Source organism: Kribbella sp. NPDC104218, assembly GCF_055584105.1.
Map to the genome: position 1 here is coordinate 613,190 of NZ_JBVJMQ010000001.1, position 18,593 is coordinate 631,782.

Annotated in this window: 19 protein-coding genes; 6 read left to right on the plus strand and 13 right to left on the minus strand. The window is 69.7% G+C overall.

Annotated elements, in window-relative coordinates; genetic code table 11:
* Positions 1–62 precede the first annotated feature (62 nt).
* Complete coding sequence (locus ACZ6ZD_RS02850; RefSeq protein WP_465667703.1) at positions 63–776, minus strand: metal-dependent transcriptional regulator; 714 nt, start codon at positions 774–776, stop codon at positions 63–65.
* Positions 777–827: 51 nt separating this feature from the next.
* On the opposite strand from ACZ6ZD_RS02850, the gene ACZ6ZD_RS02855 reads away from it, so the two are divergent.
* Positions 828–2,147 (plus strand): cryptochrome/photolyase family protein, encoded by a 1,320-nt coding sequence (locus ACZ6ZD_RS02855; RefSeq protein ID WP_465667705.1) that lies wholly within the window; start codon positions 828–830, stop codon positions 2,145–2,147.
* A 13-nt stretch (positions 2,148–2,160) separates the two neighbouring features.
* Here ACZ6ZD_RS02855 and ACZ6ZD_RS02860 read toward each other — a convergent pair whose 3' ends face one another.
* The 5 genes from ACZ6ZD_RS02860 to ACZ6ZD_RS02880 are packed head-to-tail and all read right to left on the minus strand — an operon-like array spanning position 2,161 to position 6,711.
* Positions 2,161–2,994: a class II fructose-bisphosphate aldolase gene (locus tag ACZ6ZD_RS02860; protein ID WP_465667707.1), complete on the minus strand. Its 834-nt coding sequence runs from the start codon at positions 2,992–2,994 to the stop codon at positions 2,161–2,163.
* Between the two features lie 41 nt (positions 2,995–3,035).
* Positions 3,036–3,947 (minus strand): 1-phosphofructokinase family hexose kinase, encoded by a 912-nt coding sequence (locus ACZ6ZD_RS02865; protein ID WP_465667709.1) that lies wholly within the window; start codon positions 3,945–3,947, stop codon positions 3,036–3,038.
* Positions 3,938–5,065 carry an N-acetylglucosamine-6-phosphate deacetylase gene (gene nagA / locus ACZ6ZD_RS02870; protein ID WP_465667710.1) on the minus strand — a complete coding sequence of 376 codons (1,128 nt, stop codon included), beginning with the start codon at positions 5,063–5,065 and terminating at the stop codon, positions 3,938–3,940. Before nagA ends, ACZ6ZD_RS02865 begins: the two co-directional genes overlap by 10 nt.
* Positions 5,062–6,018 carry an ROK family protein gene (locus tag ACZ6ZD_RS02875; RefSeq protein WP_465667712.1) on the minus strand — a complete coding sequence of 319 codons (957 nt, stop codon included), beginning with the start codon at positions 6,016–6,018 and terminating at the stop codon, positions 5,062–5,064. The genes nagA and ACZ6ZD_RS02875 overlap by 4 nt, the downstream gene beginning before the upstream one ends.
* Before the next feature lie 60 nt (positions 6,019–6,078).
* On the minus strand, positions 6,079–6,711 hold the full coding sequence (locus ACZ6ZD_RS02880; RefSeq protein WP_465667714.1) for a TetR family transcriptional regulator: 633 nt from the start codon (positions 6,709–6,711) through the stop codon (positions 6,079–6,081).
* Between the two features lie 277 nt (positions 6,712–6,988).
* Between ACZ6ZD_RS02880 and ACZ6ZD_RS02885 the strand changes: the two genes are divergently transcribed.
* Positions 6,989–7,735 (plus strand): hypothetical protein, encoded by a 747-nt coding sequence (locus ACZ6ZD_RS02885; protein WP_465667716.1) that lies wholly within the window; start codon positions 6,989–6,991, stop codon positions 7,733–7,735.
* Here ACZ6ZD_RS02885 and ACZ6ZD_RS02890 read toward each other — a convergent pair.
* The 4 genes from ACZ6ZD_RS02890 to ACZ6ZD_RS02905 all read right to left on the minus strand — a co-directional run bounded on the left by ACZ6ZD_RS02890 (position 7,732) and on the right by ACZ6ZD_RS02905 (position 10,557).
* A complete protein-coding gene (locus ACZ6ZD_RS02890) occupies positions 7,732–8,340 on the minus strand; it encodes a CGNR zinc finger domain-containing protein (RefSeq protein ID WP_465667718.1) in 609 nt (202 codons plus the stop codon). The genes ACZ6ZD_RS02885 and ACZ6ZD_RS02890 overlap by 4 nt on opposite strands.
* A 7-nt stretch (positions 8,341–8,347) precedes the next feature.
* Positions 8,348–9,298 carry an SPFH domain-containing protein gene (locus tag ACZ6ZD_RS02895; RefSeq protein WP_465667720.1) on the minus strand — a complete coding sequence of 317 codons (951 nt, stop codon included), beginning with the start codon at positions 9,296–9,298 and terminating at the stop codon, positions 8,348–8,350.
* Positions 9,298–9,591 (minus strand): hypothetical protein, encoded by a 294-nt coding sequence (locus ACZ6ZD_RS02900; RefSeq protein ID WP_465667721.1) that lies wholly within the window; start codon positions 9,589–9,591, stop codon positions 9,298–9,300. Before ACZ6ZD_RS02900 ends, ACZ6ZD_RS02895 begins: the two co-directional genes overlap by 1 nt.
* Positions 9,592–9,852: 261 nt before the next feature.
* A complete protein-coding gene (locus ACZ6ZD_RS02905) occupies positions 9,853–10,557 on the minus strand; it encodes a TetR/AcrR family transcriptional regulator (RefSeq protein ID WP_465667723.1) in 705 nt (234 codons plus the stop codon).
* Positions 10,558–10,660: 103 nt separating this feature from the next.
* Here ACZ6ZD_RS02905 and ACZ6ZD_RS02910 point away from each other — a divergent pair, with 103 nt between their 5' ends.
* Positions 10,661–12,862 carry an MMPL family transporter gene (locus ACZ6ZD_RS02910; RefSeq protein ID WP_465667725.1) on the plus strand — a complete coding sequence of 734 codons (2,202 nt, stop codon included), beginning with the start codon at positions 10,661–10,663 and terminating at the stop codon, positions 12,860–12,862.
* Here ACZ6ZD_RS02910 and pdxH read toward each other — a convergent pair.
* Positions 12,808–13,452 carry a pyridoxamine 5'-phosphate oxidase gene (gene pdxH / locus ACZ6ZD_RS02915; RefSeq protein WP_465667726.1) on the minus strand — a complete coding sequence of 215 codons (645 nt, stop codon included), beginning with the start codon at positions 13,450–13,452 and terminating at the stop codon, positions 12,808–12,810. The genes ACZ6ZD_RS02910 and pdxH overlap by 55 nt on opposite strands.
* 10 nt (positions 13,453–13,462) lie before the next feature.
* Positions 13,463–14,362: a hypothetical protein gene (locus tag ACZ6ZD_RS02920; RefSeq protein ID WP_465667728.1), complete on the minus strand. Its 900-nt coding sequence runs from the start codon at positions 14,360–14,362 to the stop codon at positions 13,463–13,465.
* A 96-nt stretch (positions 14,363–14,458) separates the two neighbouring features.
* On the opposite strand from ACZ6ZD_RS02920, the gene ACZ6ZD_RS02925 reads away from it, so the two are divergent.
* Positions 14,459–15,571, plus strand: a complete 1,113-nt coding sequence (locus ACZ6ZD_RS02925) for a citrate synthase 2 (protein WP_171677698.1) — start codon at positions 14,459–14,461, stop codon at positions 15,569–15,571.
* Here the strand turns inward: ACZ6ZD_RS02925 and ACZ6ZD_RS02930 are convergent.
* On the minus strand, positions 15,568–16,323 hold the full coding sequence (locus ACZ6ZD_RS02930; RefSeq protein WP_465667730.1) for a helix-turn-helix domain-containing protein: 756 nt from the start codon (positions 16,321–16,323) through the stop codon (positions 15,568–15,570). The genes ACZ6ZD_RS02925 and ACZ6ZD_RS02930 overlap by 4 nt on opposite strands.
* Before the next feature lie 93 nt (positions 16,324–16,416).
* Between ACZ6ZD_RS02930 and ACZ6ZD_RS02935 the strand changes: the two genes are divergently transcribed.
* Positions 16,417–17,259 carry a phytanoyl-CoA dioxygenase family protein gene (locus ACZ6ZD_RS02935; RefSeq protein ID WP_465667732.1) on the plus strand — a complete coding sequence of 281 codons (843 nt, stop codon included), beginning with the start codon at positions 16,417–16,419 and terminating at the stop codon, positions 17,257–17,259.
* Between the two features lie 99 nt (positions 17,260–17,358).
* Positions 17,359–18,483, plus strand: a complete 1,125-nt coding sequence (serC, locus tag ACZ6ZD_RS02940) for a phosphoserine transaminase (protein ID WP_465667734.1) — start codon at positions 17,359–17,361, stop codon at positions 18,481–18,483.
* Positions 18,484–18,593 lie beyond the last annotated feature (110 nt).

An 18,593-nucleotide genomic window follows, 5' to 3' on the forward strand; every position in this document is an offset into this window, starting at 1 on the left:
ACGGTACCCGCTGAGCACACGACGTACCGCATCGAGTGCTCAGCGTTAACGGAGCTTTGACCTCAGACGATGCTGACGAAGATGTGCCCGGCGGTCTCGTCGCTGATCACGCCGCCGGCCTCCCGGCTGCCGACCAGCACGCCCTCGGCGTCCAGCGCGGAGTCGACCTCGCGGCCCGGCAGGGCGCCGGCCTTGCGCAGGACGGCCATCGCGCTGTCGTCGGTCTGCACCGGCTCGGCGATCCGGCGGACCAGCACCCGGACGCTCTGCCCGGTGGCCTGGTCGAGGACCTTGTCCAGCGGCTCGACGCCGATCCGGAAGTCCTCCGTGGCGCTGGCCTGGCCGTCGGTGAGCAACTCCTCCAGGCCCGGGATCGGGTTGCCGTACGGCGACTCGGTCGGGTTGTCCAGGATCTTCAGCAGCCGCAGCTCGACCGCGTCGCTCATCACGTGCTCCCAGCGACAGGCCTCGGCGTGCACGTCCTCCCACTCCAGGCCGATCACGTCGACCAGCAGCCGCTCGGCCAGGCGGTGCTTGCGCATCACCCGGACCGCCTGCTTGCGCCCGACGGCGGTGAGCTCGAGGTGCCGGTCGCCCTCGACCGTGACGAGACCGTCGCGCTCCATCCGCGCCACCGTCTGACTGACTGTCGGCCCGGACTGGTGCAACCGTTCGGCGATCCGCGCGCGCAGCGGCAGGATGCCCTCTTCTTCCAGCTCGTAGACAGTCCGCAGGTACATCTCGGTGGTATCGATCAGCTCGCTCACGAAACCCATTCTCGCTTATGCGGGCAAGTCTGCCCGCATTGCCACGGGTACTGGCGTTAGATGCCGGACGTGACAGCACTGATGTGGTTCCGCCGTGATCTCCGATTGAGCGACAACCCGGCCCTCCTGGACGCCGTGAGCGCGGGTGCCGGCCGGGTGCTCGGCGTCTTCGTCGTGGATCCCTTGCTCTGGGAGCGTTCCGGCGATCCGCGCCGCGAGCACCTGACCGCCTCGTTGACAGCGTTGTCGGCGGCCATGGACGGCCGGCTGGTGATCCGCCGCGGCGATCCGGCCCGGGTGATCGCGGAGCTGGCGAAGGAGATCGAAGCGGTCAGCGTCCACATCAGCGCGGACCACGCGCCGTACGGGCAGCGCCGCGACCAAGAAGTTGAAGCCGCATTGAAGTGTCCGCTGGTCGCGACCGGTTCGCCGTACGCGATCGCCCCGGGCCGGATCCTCAACCAGCAAGGACGCTCGTACCAGGTCTTCACGCCGTACTTCCGCGCCTGGCTCGAGCACGGCTGGCGCAAGCCGGTCGACGCGCCCGCCGACGTCCAGTGGCTGAAGGCAGACAGCGAGCCGCTCCCCGAGTCCGACCTCGGCACTGCCGGTGAGCAGGCGACCCGGAAACACTGGCAGAGCTGGCTGGACGACGTCGCGGACTACGACGACGAACGCGATCGGCCCGATCTCGACAGCACCTCGCGGATGTCGATCCCGCTGAAATGGGGCGAGATCCATCCGCGCACGATGCTTTTCGACCTGTCCCACAAGCGCAGCGCAGGCGCCGAGGCCTACCGCCGCGAGCTCGCCTGGCGCGAGTTCTGCGCCGACCTGCTGGCCCGCCATCCGGACGCCGCCTGGAAACCGCTGCGCCCCGAGTTCGAGCGGATGGTCTACGACGAGCCCGGCGACCAGCTCGAAGCCTGGCAGCAGGGCCGCACCGGCTTCCCGATCGTGGACGCCGGGATGCGGCAGCTCAACGAGTCCGGCTTCATGCACAACCGGGTCCGGATGGTCGTCGCGTCCTTCCTGATCAAGGACCTGCACGTGCACTGGAAGTACGGCGCCCGCTGGTTCATGCAGCGCTTGTACGACGGCGACCTGGCCTCGAACTCGCTGAACTGGCAATGGGTCGCCGGCTGCGGCGCCGACGCGTCGCCGTACTTCCGGATCTTCAACCCGATCACCCAGGGCCTGAAGTTCGACCCCCAGGGCGAGTACGTCCGCCGCTGGATCCCCGAACTCCGCGACCTGCCCGGCAAACAGGCCCACGAACCCTGGAAACACGGCGGCGCCGCCGGCTACCCCGACCAGATCGTCGACCACGCCGAAGCCCGTCTGGAGTCCCTCCGCCGCTACGAGGCGATTCGCTCTTGAGGGGCGGTCCGGCCTAGGCCTTCAGGAGGGTGAGGAGGCGGGCGACCTCGGTGGCGACTGCATCGCGGGCGGGGCCGAGGTACTTGCGGGTGTCGACGAGGGTGGGTGCGTCGGCGAGGGTTTGGCGGACGGAGGCGGTGAAGACGTTGTTGAGATGGGTAGCGATGTTGACCTTCGTCATGCCGGCCTCGACGGCGCGGGTCAGGTCGGGGTCGGCGACGCCGGAGGAGCCGTGCAGGACGAGCGGGACGGCGACGGCCGCGCGCAGCTCGGCGATCAGGTCGAAGTCGAGGGCGGCGGTGCGCTCGGTCATCGCGTGCGAGGAGCCGACCGCGACGGCGAGGGCGTCGACGCCGGTGGCCTCGGCGAAGGCGACGGCCTCGTCGGGGCGGGTGCGGACGCCGGGCGCGTGGACGCCGTCCTTGCCGCCGACCTCTCCGATCTCGGCCTCGACGAAGACGCCGTGGTCGTGGCAGAACTTCGTCACCTCGGTGGTCGCGGCGACGTTGTCGGCGTACTCGAGTTTCGAGGCGTCGTACATGACGGAGGTGAAGCCGAGGCCGACGGCCTCGGTGACCAGGTCGCGGTCCATCGCGTGATCGAGGTGGACGACGACCGGGACGGCGGCGTCCGCGGCGGCGGCCAGGGTGGCGACGCCGATCGGCTTCAGCGCGCCGTGGTACTTGACCGCGTTCTCGCTGATCTGCAGGACGACCGGCGTCCCCGCCTGCTCGGCGCCCGCGATCAGAGCGGTCGCGTGCTCGAGCTGGATCACATTGAAAGCGCCGACACCCCGACCGGCCTTCGCCGCAGCCAGAACAACTTCGGCACCAGATACCAACGGCATGAAAATCTCCTTAAAAGCAAAAGAAAAAAGAGCGGAGAGGGCTACCTGACGGTGACCTGCGGCTGCCAACGGCGGTAGGCGGCGAGGTCGATGTCTCCGGCAACGGGTGTCAGCACGGCCGCGGCGGACGCGGCGACGGCTGCTTTCAGGACGACGGACCAGTCGGGCTCGGGTGATTCGGCGACCGCGGCCGCGACGACCGCCGTACAGGCATCGCCGGCTCCGGTCGGGTTACCGGACACGCGCTCGACCGGCAAGGCGCGCCAGACGCCCTTGTTGCTAGCAGCAACCATCCCGTGCGCGCCGTCCGTAATGACCGCGGCGGTAGCGCCCAGCTCGACCAGCTGCCGCGCGCCGTCCTCGACCTCGACATCGCCAACGGCTTCCCGCAGCTCGGCGGCATTGGAACGCACCACGGCCCCAGCCTTGGCGGCCGCGACCAGAGCCGCGCCGCTGGCATCGATCACCGACAGGACGTCGTGATGCCGGGCGCGGACGGCGAGCTCGGCGTACGCGTCGGCCGGCAGCCCCGGCGGAAGGCTGCCCGAGCAGGCGAGGACGCCGAGGCGGCCCCACGGCATCCGCTCGCCGAAGGCACGCCACTCGTCGGCCGAGACGGACGGCCCGCCCTCGTTGAAGATCGTCGCGTCACCGTCGACTCCGTTGACGATGGCAACCGTCCGGCGCGTCTCACCACTGATCGGCGTCAGCAGCGCGGTCAGCCCGGCTTCGAACAGCTCGGCGGCCACGGCCTCGCCGGTGACACCCCCGACGAATCCGAGGACCAGCACCTGATGGCCGAGCGTCGCGGCGACCCTGGCGACGTTCACCCCTTTGCCGCCGGCGCGCGCCCGAACGGCGCCGACGCGATGACTTCCACCGACCTTGAGCTCGTCGACCTCGTAGGTGACGTCGAGCGCCAGGTTGAGCGTGACAGTGCCGATCAGAGCCATGCGCCGGCCCGCATCACCTTCTGTACGACGTATTCGTCGTCCAGGACGACCAGATCCGCGCGGCGGCCGGTCTCGATCGCGCCGACGTCGTACCAGCCGAAGGCATGCGCCGGGGTGGTCGAGGCCAGTCGGGCGGCGTCGACGAGCGACGTCCCGGCCTTGACCGCGTTGCGGAAGGCGACGTCCATGGTCAGCGTGCTGCCGGCGATCGAGTGCGGCGGTTCGGCGAGCGTGGCCAGGCCGTCCTTGACGTCGACCTCGAGATCGCCGATCTTGTAGCGGCCGTTCCCCATCCCGGTCGCCTCCATCGCGTCGGTGATGAGCGCGATCCGGTGCACGCCGGCCGCGGCCAGCGCGACCCGGACGACCTGCGGATCCAGGTGCATGCCGTCGTTGATCACCTCGAGCAGCAGCCGCTCGTCGTTGATCGCGGCGCCCACCGGGCCGGGGTCGCGGTGGTGGAACGGCCGCATCCCGTTGAACAGGTGCGTCGCGACGGTGGCGCCGGCGTCCGCACCGGCGATCATCTGCTCGTACGTCGCGTCGGTGTGACCGAGCGCGGCGACCGCACCGGCGTCCACGACCTGCCGGATCGCCTGCAGGCCGTGCTCCAGCTCAGGAGCGATCGTCACCATCCGGACGACGTCGCTGAGCACCTTCGAGACGTCGTCCGCCACCGGGTCCCGCAACAGCGTCGGCTCGTGCGCACCGCAGCGGGCCGCAGACAGGAACGGCCCCTCCAGATGCACACCGGCGATCACGCCGTCCTTGACCAGATCCGCCAGACAGGCGGCCTGCGAGGCCAGGACGTCGAGCGGGCCGGTGACCAGGCTGGCCATGGTCGTCGTCGTCCCGTGCTTGGCGTGGAAGGCCGCGACCTTCCGCGCCTCCTCCGGGTCGGTGGTCGAGTACGACGATCCGCCGCCGCCGTGGGTGTGGATGTCGACGAAGCCGGGGACGACGGTCACGTCGCCGAGGTCGACAGGGCGCTGCCCGTCCGCGGGCATCCCGTCGGAGCGGCGTCCGTAGGCGAGGATGTCCTGGTCGACGACCTGGACCCAGGCGCCTTCCAGCACGTCGTCCGGGGTGACGAGGCGTCCCACCCGATAGGTCGTCATGCGGGCTGTTCCCCACTCTCTTCGTCGGCAGTGACTCGATCCCAGGCCATCAGCGCGGCGCCGAGGCAGCCGGCCTCCTCCCCCAGCACGGCGGCCACGATCTCCGGCTCGCGCTGGAACGTCAGACGCGCATGGACGCCGTCGCGCAGCGGCTGCAGCAGCGTCTCCCCCGCGCCGACCAGCCCGCCGCCGATGGCGATCCGGGTCGGCGCGACCAGGGTCGTGTAGAGGACCAGCGCGTCGACCAGCACGGTCAGCGCCTCCTCCCAGACCGCAGCGGCGTCCTGATCGCCGGCTGCTCGCAGCTCCAGCACCTCGCGGGCGCCGTCCACGGTCCGGCCCGTGCGGGCGGCGTACCGACGGGCGATCGCGGCCGCGGAGGCGACTGTCTCCAGGCAGCCCCACTGGCCGCAGGCGCACAGCTCAGCCGCGTCGCCGTGGATGAATCGGGTGTGGCCGAGCTCGCCGGCGTAGCCGTCGCCGCTGACCAGTGAGCCGTCGACGACCATCGCGGCAGCGATACCGGTGCCGAGCGGCAGGAAGAGCGAGTTCGTCGTGCCGACCAGGGCGCCTTGGCGGAGCTCGGCGTACCCGCCGCTGCGGACGTCGTGCGCGAGCACGATCGGGACGTCGGCGCCCACTGCGGCGACCAACGCGTCCCGGACCGGCAGATCGGCCCAGGCCAGGTTTTCCGCGACGACCGTGCCGTTGTCGGCGTCGATGATGCCGGGGACGACGACACCGATCGCACGCACCCGGTGACCGTCCGCGGTCGCCTTCTGCCAGAGCTCGCCCACGGTCTCCAGCAAAGCATCCAGAACGGCGCGACCCCCAGCCTCCCGGGGCGTGGGCCTGGTCTCGCGGTGCACGACGGCACCGTCCGCGGCGACCAGGCCGCACTTCATCCGGGTTCCACCGAGATCGACGGCAACCACGACTTCACTGGGGTCCACGGAGCGCCATTATGCAGCGTTACCCACCGGTCCGAACATCCATGAGCAATTTCTGGACAGTCACGATCGCAATCCGCGGTCGAAGGCCGCGACCAGGAACGCGATCAGGTTCTCCGCCAGCTTGCCCGTGTCGGCCGGCTCGGCGTCCGCTCCGCCGGGGGCCGGCGACAGCGCCTGGGACTGGTGCAGCGCGAGCAGGCCGAGCATGTTCACGTACCCGAACGCGACCGCCTCGGGCGCCGCATGCGGTAGCGCGGCCCGCAACGCGGCCAGGTACCGCGACTCGATCGGATCCGACTCGGCGGCGTACAGCTCCCGGATCCGCTGGCTCGGGTCGAACGCGATCCGCCCGATGAACCGGGCCACCACCGCACCGCGCTCGCCGCGGCGCAGGACCAGATCCAGCCCCGGCTCGACGAAGGCGCGGATCAGATCCTCCGCGGTCGGCGTCCCCCTGGCCTCCAACTGGTCCAGCCGGCGCCGCCGTTCGGTGTTGACGGGCGCCATCGCACGGGCGACCGCCGCCCGCAGCAGCGCCTCCTTCGAGCCGAAGTGATAGTTCACCGCGGCGATGTTCGCCGCCGCCGCGACCGTGATGGCGCGCAGCGACGTCCCTTCGTATCCCCCCTCGCCGAAACGCTGCTCGGCGATGTTCAGCAATCGTTCCCGGGTCGATTCGACCGGTGTCTCCACAGAGTTCTCCTTCCCCCCGGCTACTGCTTGCCCAGGCACCCCACCTGCTCACGCGCCGTAGCCTGCAGTCAGCATAGTTCAAACGGTCGTTTGAATCAGAGGGCTCAGCTCATCTCTTTCCGAGAAATCCTCAGATTTCCCTGGAATCCGATTCCTTCCCTCCCTTCCCGCTACTCACACCTGCTCGGGCCCTCACTCTGCGGAGGCGCGAGAGTGCGCTTTAAATACCTGTTGGGTTCCTGGTGAGTTCCGGAACCGCGTGGCTAGGGTCGGGGACATGAGTTCGGTACGCGTCGAGCGGCGCTTCCAAGGTCCAGCCAAATCCGGGAACGGCGGGTATGTCGCCGGCCTGGTCGGGGTGGCGCTGGCCGCGCGGCTCGGCGCCGGCGAGGTCCCGCAGGTGACCCTCCGGGTGCCGCCGCCGCTCGAAACCGACCTCGAGCTGGTGGTCGACGCGGCGGGCGTGGACGGCGGGCCGGCGACCGGCGTCCGGCTTCTCGATGGGGAGCAGCTGGTCGCCGCCGGTGCTCCCGTCCCGGCCGACTTTCTGGCCGACGCGACCGTCGAGCCGGTCTCCTTCGAGGAGGCCGCCGCTGCCGAGTCTGCTTACCGAGGTCTGGGCAACCACCCGTTCCCCGGCTGCTTCGTCTGCGGGCCGGCCAATCCGAGCGGGCTCCAACTCAGACCCGGTCCGCTCGGCGACGGGCGGACCGCCTGCACTTGGGTGCCGGCTGCCGACCTCGCGCCGGGCGGTCTCGTCAACCCCGTCCATCTTTGGGCGGCGCTGGATTGCCCGAGCGGGTGGGCGATCGATCTGGAGGGCCGGCCGTCGGTGCTGGGTCAGTTGACCGCGTGTATCGACGCGCGGCCGCGGGCCGGCGAGGAGTGCGTCGTCCTCGGGCGGCTGCTCGGCGAGGACGGGCGGAAGACGCTGACCGCGAGCACGCTCTACGACTCGGACGGGAGGGTCCTGGCCAGAGCCCGGGCGACGTGGATCCTGGTTGACCCAGCCCTGTTCAACTAGCGCGTGCGGGCGGCGTGGGCGCGGACTTTGGCGCGGTTACCGCAGGTGGCCATCGAGCACCAGCGGCGGCGGCCGCGCGCATCGAGGAAGAGCCAGCCGCAGCCGGGGCAGGTGCGGACGTGGGCGCGTTCATGGCTGGTGATCAGGTCAGCGGCCAGTAGCGCGAGGTGATCGAGCGGGCGGGCGAGATCCTCGGGGAGCTCCCAGACGGCGCCGTCGTCCTCGGTGGGGAGGAACCGGCGGCGGCCGGAGGCCTTCTCGATCACCCGCGCCACCGCCTCGAACGACCCTTCGGTCCCCTGCCCGGTCAGGACGTCGTACAGGTCGATCCGGAAGTCGAGGGTGCCGGTCAGCCGGCGGGCCGCCTCGGTCGGTTTCCCGCCGGCCTGCTCGATCAGCCGGAAAACCGCCGCCGGCGACAGCAGGCCGACGGCGGAGTTCCAGATCAGGAAGGCCTCGTACGACGTCAGCCACTCGGTCCGGGCCGGGCCGCGGGTGGTCCAGTCGGACCGGGTGTTGACGAAGTCGAGCACCGGGTGCGCGCCGACCGGCTTGGGCAGGACGACGCCCTGCACGAGCTCGAGATGTGACGGCAGCGCACTCATCGCAGGGTCAGCGTTCCGTGGGGAGGGTCGCCGTGCCGGTCGGGACGCTGACGTTGGTGCCCTGCGGGATGACCATGAACTGGATCTTGCCCGATTCGATCGCGGTCTTCAGCAGGTAACCCTGGGCGCCGAGCATCTGGACCTGCTTCTTCACCGACTCCAGCTCGACGTTGACCCGCTGGTTGGTCTGCTCCTGGGTGGCCTTGGCCAGCTCGGCGCGCTGCTTGGCCTCCAGGCCGTCGATGATGCCCTTGTCCAGCGGGGTCGGCTTCTGGACCGTGAAGGAGAGCTCACCGCACGCGTTACCGCCGTTGTAGCTCGGGCCGCAGAAGTAGTCGCCGCCGACGGCGGCCGGCAGCAGCCGGGTGAACTCCTTGGCCGCGGCCGTCTGGAACTCCGACTTCTTCGCCTCGTTGTTGTACAGCTCGGCCCACGCGTAGTTGGTCGCGACCGCGGACAGCGCCCGGTCGATCTGCGGCCGGAAGTAGGACTGCAGCATGTCGTTCCAGCCGCGGTCGGTGTAGGCGTCGGTCTTCAGGCCGATCCGCTCGTGGAACGACTTCAGCGTCTCCTCGGTCCGGTTCAGCGTGAAGTACACCTGCACGCGGACGCCGAGCCGTACGTTGTCCTTGCTGACCACGGTGACCTCGTCACCCGCGTCGGTGTCCGCGCCGGCGCCGCCGATGATGTACGAGCGCTGATCGATCGGGTACGCGTAGACGGTGTCGCCCGGGCCGATCAGGCTGTTCGTCGAGCCCGGCGCGATGACCGACTTGAACTTCTTGTCCTCGACCACGCCGCCGCCGTAGTGCAGGCCGATCTTGTTCGCGTCGGTGTCCGCGAAATTGAAGATGTTGAACAGCGCGATGATCACGATGATCGCGACGACGATGAAACCGATCACCTTGCCGACGGCGCCGCCGTTCGACTTGACCGTGGTGGTCCCCAACTTGGCCATCAGTCCTCTAACTCCTTGCGTTCCACCAGTCGCCGGACGTCGGCGAGGGTCAAGTCGGCGGTCACCGCGACGTCGCGCGGTACCGACGGATGCGAGCTGAGCGTACGCAAGCCCTGCTCGGCAGCCGCCACCGCCCGTTCGAGCCCCCTGACCTCGTGCAGCAACGCCCGGTGTTCGGCGTTCATCTCGGCCAGGGCGCGCTCGGCCTGGGCGGCCCGGCGGTACGACGCCCAGGCGAACCACGCGGTTCCGACCAGCAGCAGGATGACGGGCAGACCCAGCCTCAAGACCATGGGCCCGATTCTCGGTCATAAACCGGTTGAACGGGGGCCGGCTCCGACGTAGATTTTCGGTACACGCGAAGGGAGGTGGTCCTAAGAATGAATTCTTACCGGACTCGTGAGGTGGCGGCGGGCTGACCGCCAACCACTAGCTATGTGGGCAAGTGGTCGGCCAATCCAACGCCGCCACCGGACCCGCGGGCAGCCAGGTAGTCCGCCTGGCCCTGGATCGTTGCCATCCGGCAACGGACAGGAAGCGCCCGCGGGTTTCTTCTACTCAGGAGCCGGGCAGTCCAGGCCCATCGCCAGGCCGATCTCGTAGAGCTGCGCCTCGAAGTACGCGCCGGCCTCGGGCAGCACCCAGTGCAGCTGGCCGAAGACCTCCATACAGATCAGGCCGTAGAGGCGCGTCCAGTAGGTCAGGCCGAGATAGATCGCCCCCGGCGGCATCCCGTGGAACTCCGCGGCCTCGGCGCTGAGCTGGGCGAGCAGCGTCGGCCCGAGCACCTCGTCCGGCGGGTATGGGAACGGCTTCTCGTGCCAGATCGCCGCGACCAGCTCCTTGAACAGCGCGCCGAACCGCATCGCGGCCTGGTGTCCCGGCGTGTCGTTGTGGTCGTCGGCGTCCGGGCTCGGCACCGTCGTCCCGAACAGCAGCGCGAACTCGGCCGGATGCGCGAGCGCCCAGTCCCGCAGTCCGTTGGCCAGCAGGTAGAGCTGCGCGCCGAGGTCGCCCTCACTCTCGGAGCCGAGCTCCAGCAGGGCGGTCGTGAGCTCGTCGTACAGGTCGGCGATCAGCTGGGTGACCAGGGCCTCGTGACTCGGGAAGTATCGGTAGAGCGCGGGCGCGGTGAGGTTCACCTCGCGAGCGACGGCCCGCAGGCCGATCGCCGCGACACCGCCGCTGACCAGCAGCCGCCGCGCGGCCGCCAGGATCGCGGCCAGCGTCGCCGCTCGCGCCTCGTCACGCCGGTTCATCACCACACTCCTTGACACCGTCGAGTCTTGAGTGAACACTGTTAACAGTTAACGCTGTTCACTCAAATCTTTCCGCCTGACTTTACGCCCCTCGGGAGTGTTCGTGTTCGAGACGCTCGGCCGTTTCAGCTACCGGCGGCGCCGCCTGGTGCTCGCCCTCACCGCGGCGTTCGTCGCCCTCGGCCTGATCTGGGGGCTCGGCGTCTTCGGGTCGCTCGCGAACGGCGGCTTCGACGCCCCCGACACCGAGGCCGCGAACGCCGTCGCGACGATCGAGGAGAACGTCGGCCGGACCGGCACCGACCTGATCGTGCTCTATCGCAGCGCCGACCGCACGGTCGCCGACCCGGCCTTCCGCAGCGCCGTCGAGCAGGACCTGGCCGAGCTCCCCCGCACGGACGTCGTCCGGACGACGACGTACTGGAGCAGCAAGTCGCCGGTCTTCGCCTCCAAGGACCAGCACAGCACGTACGCCGTCCTGACACTGGCCGGCACGACACCCGAGGAGCGGCTCACGACGTTCCACCGGATCGCGGATCAGGTCCGGACCGGGCCGGCCGGGCTGGACACCAAGGTCGGCGGTGAGATCGCGGTCTTCGACGAGGTGAACACGCAGACCGAGCACGACATCGTGAAGGCCGAGACGATCTCGCTGCCGATCGTGCTGGTGCTGCTGATCGTGGTCTTCGGCGGGCTGGTCGCGGCGTCGCTGCCGTTGTTCGTGGGTGCGCTGGCGATCCTCGGCGCGTTCGTCCTGCTGCGCGGGCTGTCCGCGGTCACCGACGTGTCGATCTTCTCGATCAACCTGGTCACGATGATCGGGCTCGGCCTGGCGATCGACTACGCGCTGTTCATCGTCACCCGGTTCCGCGAGGAGCTTGCCAAGGGCAATGATGTCGAGACCGCGCTGAGCGTGACGATGGCGACGGCCGGGCGGACGGTCGCGTTCTCCGGCGTCACGGTCGGCGTCGCGATCAGCAGCCTCGCGCTGTTCCCGGTGATGTTCCTGCGCTCGATGGCGTACGGCGGGGTCGCGGCGGTCGCGGTCGCGATGCTGGCGGCGTTGACCGCGCTGCCCGCACTGCTCGCGGTGCTCGGCCACCGGGTGAACAACCTGCGGCTGCCGTTCCTGCGCCGCCGGACAGCTCCTGCCACGGAGGCTCACCACGGGGCTTGGTACCGCCTGGCGCACAGCGTGATGCGGCGGCCGCTGCGCTACATCGTCGTCCTGATCCCGTTGCTGCTGATCCTTGGCATCCCGTTCCTGCAGGCCCAGCTGGGCGGAGTCGACCACCGGGCGCTGCCGTCCGGTGCGACGTCCCGGACGGTCACTGAGACGCTGCAGCGGGACTTCGCCGGCGCCGGCGGGTCGGATGTGTTCGTCGCCGTCCGGTTCGATCAGCCACCGGCGGATCCGGCCCCTGCGCTGCAGCCCTACCTGGCCGAGCTCGGCCGAGTCGCCGACGTGGGGAACGTGCGGATCGGCGGCTACGAGAACGGCGTCGCCGAGGTCGTCGTCCACACGCACTTCACCGCGCAGGAGTTGCCCGCGCGGGACGTCGTCCACGACGTCCGGGCGATCGCTCCGCCGGGCGGGACATCGACGCAGGTCGGTGGCGAGACGGCGGCGTTGATCGATCTGCTCGACGTCCTGGCCGAGCGGGTGCCGTACATGGCGGGCTTCGTCGTCCTGGTCACGTTCGCCCTGCTGTTCCTGGCGTTCGGGTCGTTCGTCCTGCCGGCCAAGGCGCTGCTGATGAACGTGCTGTCGCTGTCGGCGGCGTTCGGCGCGATGGTGTGGATCTTCCAGGACGGCAATCTGTCCGGGCTGCTCGACTTCACCTCCACCGGATTCCTGGAGGCGACCAACCCGGTGCTGCTGTTCGCGGTCCTGTTCGGGCTGTCGATGGACTACGAGGTGTTCCTGCTCAGCCGGGTGCGCGAGGAGTACGACCGGACCGGCGACAACACGCAGGCGGTCGCGCTCGGCCTGCAGCGGACCGGCGGGATCATCACCAGCGCGGCGTTGCTGCTGATCATCGTGGTCGGGGCGTTCTCGACCTCGGGCATCGTGTTCGTGAAGATGATCGGGGTCGGGCTGGTGATCGCGATCGCCCTGGACGCGACGATCGTCCGGGCGTTGCTGGTCCCGGCGACGATGCGGCTGCTCGGCCGGGTGAACTGGTGGGCCCCCGCGCCGATGGTGCGCTGGTGGGAGAAGCACGGCATCCGGGAGAGCTCAGAAGCGCCTCAAGGTTGGAGCCGGAGCAGCTCCCAGGAGGAGTCGGAGCTGGTCCGCCGGTAGGCCAGGCGGTCGTGCAGCCGACCGACCCGGCCCTGCCAGAACTCGAACGCGTGCGGCTCGACCCGGTACCCGCCCCAGAAGTACGGCGTCGCGATCTCGGTCCCTTCGGGCCACTGGCGCTCGTACGAGGCGTACTGCAGGTCGAGCTCCGCACGGGAGTCGACCGGCTGGCTCTGCTGGGAGGCCCACGCTCCTAGCTGCGACTCGCGTGGCCGGGCGGCGAAGTACGCGTCGACCTCTTCGGTGGGCAGCTTGGTGACTGTGCCCTCGATGCGGACCTGACGCTCCATGGCGTGCCAGGGGAAGATGATCGCGCAGTGCGGGTTCGCAGCGAGCTCGTCGGCCTTCCGGGACTGCTGGTTCGTGTAGAAGACCAGACCGCGCGCGTCGAGGCCTTTGAGCAGCACGGTCCGCGCCGACGGACGGCCGTCGGCGTCCGCAGTCGCCAGAACCATCGCATTGGGCTCGTGCAGGCCGGCCTCGGTCGCCTGCGCGAGCCAGGTGCCGAACTGTTCGATCGGGTCCGGGTTCAGCTGCTCCTCGAGTAGCTCACCGAGACCGTACGTCTGCCGCATCTGCGCAAGATCCACCCTGCTGACCTTACTGGGCTGACCTTTCTGGGCTGAGGTGCCTGTTCACCTCGGCCAGGAACAGGTCGAACGTTGCGCGTCGCAGGGCCTGCTGCAGCATCGCCTCAGCCGCAGCCGAGCTCGCACCGGCAACGGATGCGGCCCACAGCGTGCTCAACGCCCGGTTGTCGAATCCGTCGACGTCGACGAGCAGAAACTCGATCCGGTCCCGGTCCGGCGCGTCGGCGAGCCGCTGCGGACGACGTACGCCTGGTGTGCCGGTTCGGCGTACATGCTCGACTTCGTAGAAGTAGTCGAGGAGCTGGGCGTCCTGCACCCCAGCACGGACGGCGTCGCGCAGCGTCTGCCCGATCTGGACTGCGACTGCGTATCTGGCCGCATCGGACGGGCCTGCTGCGGGGACGAGTGTGGTGAGCAGATGCTGAGTGACGGCCTGCAGCGAATCCAGCTTGGGCGGCGGGACCGGGTAGTACTGGCCGTAGATGTCGTGGACTGGACTGATGCCTTCGGTACGCCGATGCCAGCTCAGCGCCTGGTCGATCCGGCCTGCTGCCGCTGGCTCATCGTCGTCCTTGCCATCGGCCACGATGTCCGTCCGGCTGAGCACACCCTCGTACGGCGTACTGTCGGCAAGGAACCAGCCGCATGCGGCGGCATACGTCCAGCCGCGTGACGACGGCACTGCAGGGATGCCTGCGAACAGGAGCGCGGCGATCGGGCGGTTGCTCCACACCGAGCCGTCAGGCCGCCGTACCTCGTACAGACGGTCACCGGCGAACAGCTCCTGCAGGGCGGCTGTGCTGCCGTCGGTCCGGTTGTGGCCGACGTCACGGCCGTAGTACGCCTCGACGCGGGCTGCGCGCTCCGCTGCGTCAGGCCCGGGTGCGGCGTAGGCGACCAGAGTTTCCACGTTCTACCCGATGCGATTCAGCCCACGAAAGTTACACCCACGTGTCGTGGGAGAACTATGCTGCCTGGGCGCCGACCATGAGGACGAGGGAGTGGTATGTCAGATCCGAAGACCGAGGTGCAGCACGGGCTGGAAGGTGTGATCGCGTTCGACACGCAGATCGCCGAGCCGGACAAGGAAGGGTCGGCGCTGCGCTACCGCGGCGTGGACATCGAGGACCTGGTCGGTCGGGTGCCGTTCGAGAACGTCTGGGGCCTGCTGGTCGACGGAGCGTTCACCCCGGGCCTGCCGCCGGCCGAGCCGTTCCCGCTGCCGGTGCACACCGGTGACATCCGCGTCGACGTCCAGTCCGCGCTGGCGATGCTGGCGCCCGCGTGGGGGCTGCGGCCGCTGTACGACATCGACGACGTCCAAGCCCGGGAGGACCTGTCCCGCGCCGCGGTGATGGCGCTGTCGTACGTCGCCCAGGCCGCTCGCGGCATCGGGCAGCCGATGGTGCCGCAACGTGAGGTGGACAAGGCGAAGACGATCACCGAGCGGTTCATGATCCGCTGGCGCGGCGAGCCGGATCCCAAGCACGTGAAGGCCGTCGACGCCTACTGGACGTCCGCGGCTGAGCACGGCATGAACGCCTCCACATTCACCGCCCGGGTGATCGCTTCGACCGGTGCTGACGTCGCTGCGGCGCTGTCGGGCGCGGTGGGCGCGATGTCCGGCCCGCTGCACGGCGGTGCGCCGGCGCGGGTGCTGACCATGATCGAGGGGGTCGAGCGGTCTGGTGACGCGCGGGCCTACGTGAAGGGCCTGCTGGACGCCGGTGAGCGGCTGATGGGCTTCGGCCACCGGGTGTACCGCGCCGAGGACCCGCGGGCGCGCGTGCTTCGGCGTACGGCGCAGGAGCTGGCCGCACCGCGCTACGAGGTGGCGCAGGCGCTGGAGCAGGCCGCGCTGGCCGAGCTGCGCGAACGGCGTCCGGACCGGGTGCTGGAGACCAACGTCGAGTTCTGGGCAGCGATCGTGCTCGACTTCGCGGAGGTCCCGCCGCCGATGTTCACGTCCATGTTCACCTGCGCGCGGACGGCGGGCTGGAGCGCGCACGTTCTGGAGCAGAAGCGGACCGGGCGGCTGATCCGGCCGTCCGCGATCTACTCCGGTCCCGGCACGCGGCCGGCGACGTCCATCGAGGGTTGGAACGACGCCTGGAGCTAGGGCCTGTCCTGGCTCGGGGCGCGGCCGGTGCGCTGTTTGTACTGCCGGCTGAAGTACGGAACGTCTGTGTAGCCGAGGGCGGTGGCGGTCTGGCCGACCGTCATCCCGCTCTCGGTGAGCAGCTGATGGGCGCGGTCGATCCGCGCCTGGATCAGATACTGCGCGGGTGACATCCCGAACTGGGTAACGAACCTGCGCGTGAACTGCGCCCGCGACAGCGCTGCGCTACCGGCCATCTCGGCCACACTCCACTCCCGCCCGGGGTCCTGGCGGAGCTGACGGGCGATCTCGTCCACAGCGGTGTCGACTACGGCCCGGCTGGGGTTGTGAACAGCGTCCCAGATCAGGCCGATCAGCTGCTCGAGACAGAGCTCGGCCTGACGCCGCCCGAGCGCGTCGCCCCGCCGGTACGCCGCATCGCTCGTCCGGGCGAGGACGCCGAGTAGCTCGCGGTCGTGGACCTCACCCCAGCGCGGCTCGGGGACGACGGCGTTTGGTGCCTCGAAGTGCATGCCGAAGACCAGTAGCCGCCGGTGCGGGTCGTGAGTGGCGCGTGGGGCGTCACCCGGTTGGAAGAGCGCGCAGACGCCGGGGCTGAGCTCCTGGTGTGCGCCGTCCAGCTCCAGGCGGCCGCGGCCGTCCAGCACGCACCACAGCAGATGGTCGGCCTGCACCGGCGACTCCCAGGACCAGCTCGGCTCGCACCGCCAGAAGGTCGGCGGCGACAGGCGGGTGACCTGGAGCGGCTGCATCAAAAGTGCAACTCCTCGCGTGAATCGTCCGTGGCTGCTGGGGCTGTTGGTCTGGAGAATTGTCGTGTTGACGACAATACGCGGGAGCTGGCGATGAGCGATTCGTTCAAGGTACATCGGGCAGAGTTCGAGCAGGACGGGTACACCTTGGTGCGCGGGCTGTTCGGCGCCGAGGAGGTCGCGGAGCTCCGCGACCACTACATGACGCTGCGCAAGCGCGGGTCGTACGAGAACGACGAGGTCGGCGTCCAGGCGGGCAGCCGGGACCCGCTGCGGCGGTACCCGCGGATGGCGCAGATGCACCGCTGGGACGACGTCTCCTTGCGCTGGCTGATCGACGTCCGGCTCGATCAGGTGCTGACCGCGCTGCTCGACCGGTCGCCGTACGCGGTGCAGACTATGATCTACTTCAAACCGCCGGGATCACGCGGGCAGGCCCTGCACCAGGACAACTTCTACCTGAAGGCCGAGCCCGGCACCTGTATCGCCGCCTGGATGGCCCTCGACCCCGTCGACCAGGCCAACGGCTGCCTCGAAGTCGTCCCCGGCAGCCACCGCTGGCCCATCCTCTGCACCGAGAAGGCCGACACCGCCGTCAGCTTCACCGACGTCACCGTCCCCCTCCCCACCCCCGACCCCGCAACCCCCGTCCCCATGTCCCCCGGCGACGTCCTCTTCTTCCACGGCGCCCTCGTCCACGGCTCCGCCCCCAACACCACCTCCGACCGCTTCCGCCGCGCCCTCATCGGCCACTACATCCAAGGCGAAGCCCAAGCCGTCGCGTCCTACTACCACCCCGCCCTCCGCATGAACGGCACCGAACTCCCCCTCCAAACCGCCGAAGGCGGCGGCGCCTGCGGTCAATGGACCGAAACCCCCACCGGCCCCGTAGCCCTCCTCACCGGCACCCAACACCTCACCCGCAAACACGAATGAGGTGAGACCGGGGACGGTGCTTGCGGGGAGGTGTGCGAGGATGGGCGTGCTGACAGCGTCGTCGGCGCTTGTACTGCCAGACGACGAAGGGACACGCTGGTGACCAGCGACATTGTCATTCCTGATGAGCTGAAGCCTGTTGACGGGCGGTTCGGGGCCGGGCCCTCGAAGGTGCGGCCGGAGGCTGTCGCCGCGCTGGCGACGGAGGGCGCGAAGCTGCTGGGGACGTCGCACCGGCAGGCGCCGGTGAAGAACCTGGTGGCGCGCGTGCAGCAGGGCGTCTCGGACCTGTTCAACCTGCCGGACGGCTACCAGGTGGTGCTCGGCAACGGCGGGTCGACGGCGTTCTGGGACGTGGCCACGTTCGCCCTGATCCGGGAGAAGAGCCAGCACCTGAGCTTCGGTGAGTTCTCCTCGAAGTTCGCGAAGGCCGCGCAGCTCGCGCCGCACCTGGGCGACCCGACGGTCGTCAAGGCCGACCCGGGCAGCCGCCCGGCCGCCGTCGCCGAGGCCGGCGTCGACCTGTACGCCTGGCCGCACAACGAGACCTCCACCGGCGTGATGGCGCCGATCAAGCGCGTCGAGGGCGCGGACGCCGGCGCATTGGTCGCGATCGACGCGACGTCCGGCGCGGGCGGCCTGCCGGTCGACATCGCCGAGACCGACGCCTACTACTTCGCCCCGCAGAAGTGCTTCGCCTCGGACGGCGGCCTGTGGATCGCGATCCTCTCCCCCGCGGCACTCGCCCGCGTCGAGGAGATCACCGCCTCCGGCCGCTGGATCCCCGCCTTCCTCGACCTCGCCACCGCGGTCGACAACTCCAGCAAGAACCAGACCTACAACACCCCGTCGCTGTCCACGCTCTTCCTGATGGCCGAGCAGACCGACTGGATCAACAGCCAGGGCGGCCTGGACTGGAGCGTCGCCCGCACCACCGACTCCAGCAACCGCCTCTACACCTGGGCCGAGAAGTCCGACTACGCAACCCCGTACGTCACCGACCCCGACGCCCGCTCCCTCGTCATCGGCACCATCGACCTCGACGACTCCATCGACGCCGCCGCCGTCGCCAAAACCCTCCGCGCCAACGGCATCGTCGACACCGAGCCCTACCGCAAACTCGGCCGCAACCAACTCCGCGTCGCCATGTTCCCCGCCGTAGACCCCGACGACGTCGAAAAACTCACCCAGTCCATCGACCACATCGTCAACAACCTCAAATAACGCCCACTCCCCACGACCGCCGGCCCCCAGCCGGCGGTCGTTCGTTTCCCTGCATCCTCCAGTCGACACCCGACACGAGCAACAGGACGCGGGGCCGGCCAGAAGCCGCG

What these genes read in the sequence shown, in the direction of transcription:
- ACZ6ZD_RS02850 (WP_465667703.1), bottom strand. Translation starts at nt 776, where the DNA reads ATGGGTTTCGTGAGCGAGCTGATCGATACCACCGAGATGTACCTGCGG.
- ACZ6ZD_RS02855 (WP_465667705.1), top strand. Translation starts at nt 828, where the DNA reads ATGCCGGACGTGACAGCACTGATGTGGTTCCGCCGTGATCTCCGATTG.
- ACZ6ZD_RS02860 (WP_465667707.1), bottom strand. Translation starts at nt 2,994, where the DNA reads ATGCCGTTGGTATCTGGTGCCGAAGTTGTTCTGGCTGCGGCGAAGGCC.
- ACZ6ZD_RS02865 (WP_465667709.1), bottom strand. Translation starts at nt 3,947, where the DNA reads ATGGCTCTGATCGGCACTGTCACGCTCAACCTGGCGCTCGACGTCACC.
- nagA (WP_465667710.1), bottom strand. Translation starts at nt 5,065, where the DNA reads ATGACGACCTATCGGGTGGGACGCCTCGTCACCCCGGACGACGTGCTG.
- ACZ6ZD_RS02885 (WP_465667716.1), top strand. Translation starts at nt 6,989, where the DNA reads ATGAGTTCGGTACGCGTCGAGCGGCGCTTCCAAGGTCCAGCCAAATCC.
- ACZ6ZD_RS02890 (WP_465667718.1), bottom strand. Translation starts at nt 8,340, where the DNA reads ATGAGTGCGCTGCCGTCACATCTCGAGCTCGTGCAGGGCGTCGTCCTG.
- ACZ6ZD_RS02895 (WP_465667720.1), bottom strand. Translation starts at nt 9,298, where the DNA reads ATGGCCAAGTTGGGGACCACCACGGTCAAGTCGAACGGCGGCGCCGTC.
- ACZ6ZD_RS02900 (WP_465667721.1), bottom strand. Translation starts at nt 9,591, where the DNA reads ATGGTCTTGAGGCTGGGTCTGCCCGTCATCCTGCTGCTGGTCGGAACC.
- ACZ6ZD_RS02905 (WP_465667723.1), bottom strand. Translation starts at nt 10,557, where the DNA reads ATGAACCGGCGTGACGAGGCGCGAGCGGCGACGCTGGCCGCGATCCTG.
- ACZ6ZD_RS02925 (WP_171677698.1), top strand. Translation starts at nt 14,459, where the DNA reads ATGTCAGATCCGAAGACCGAGGTGCAGCACGGGCTGGAAGGTGTGATC.
- ACZ6ZD_RS02930 (WP_465667730.1), bottom strand. Translation starts at nt 16,323, where the DNA reads ATGCAGCCGCTCCAGGTCACCCGCCTGTCGCCGCCGACCTTCTGGCGG.
- ACZ6ZD_RS02935 (WP_465667732.1), top strand. Translation starts at nt 16,417, where the DNA reads ATGAGCGATTCGTTCAAGGTACATCGGGCAGAGTTCGAGCAGGACGGG.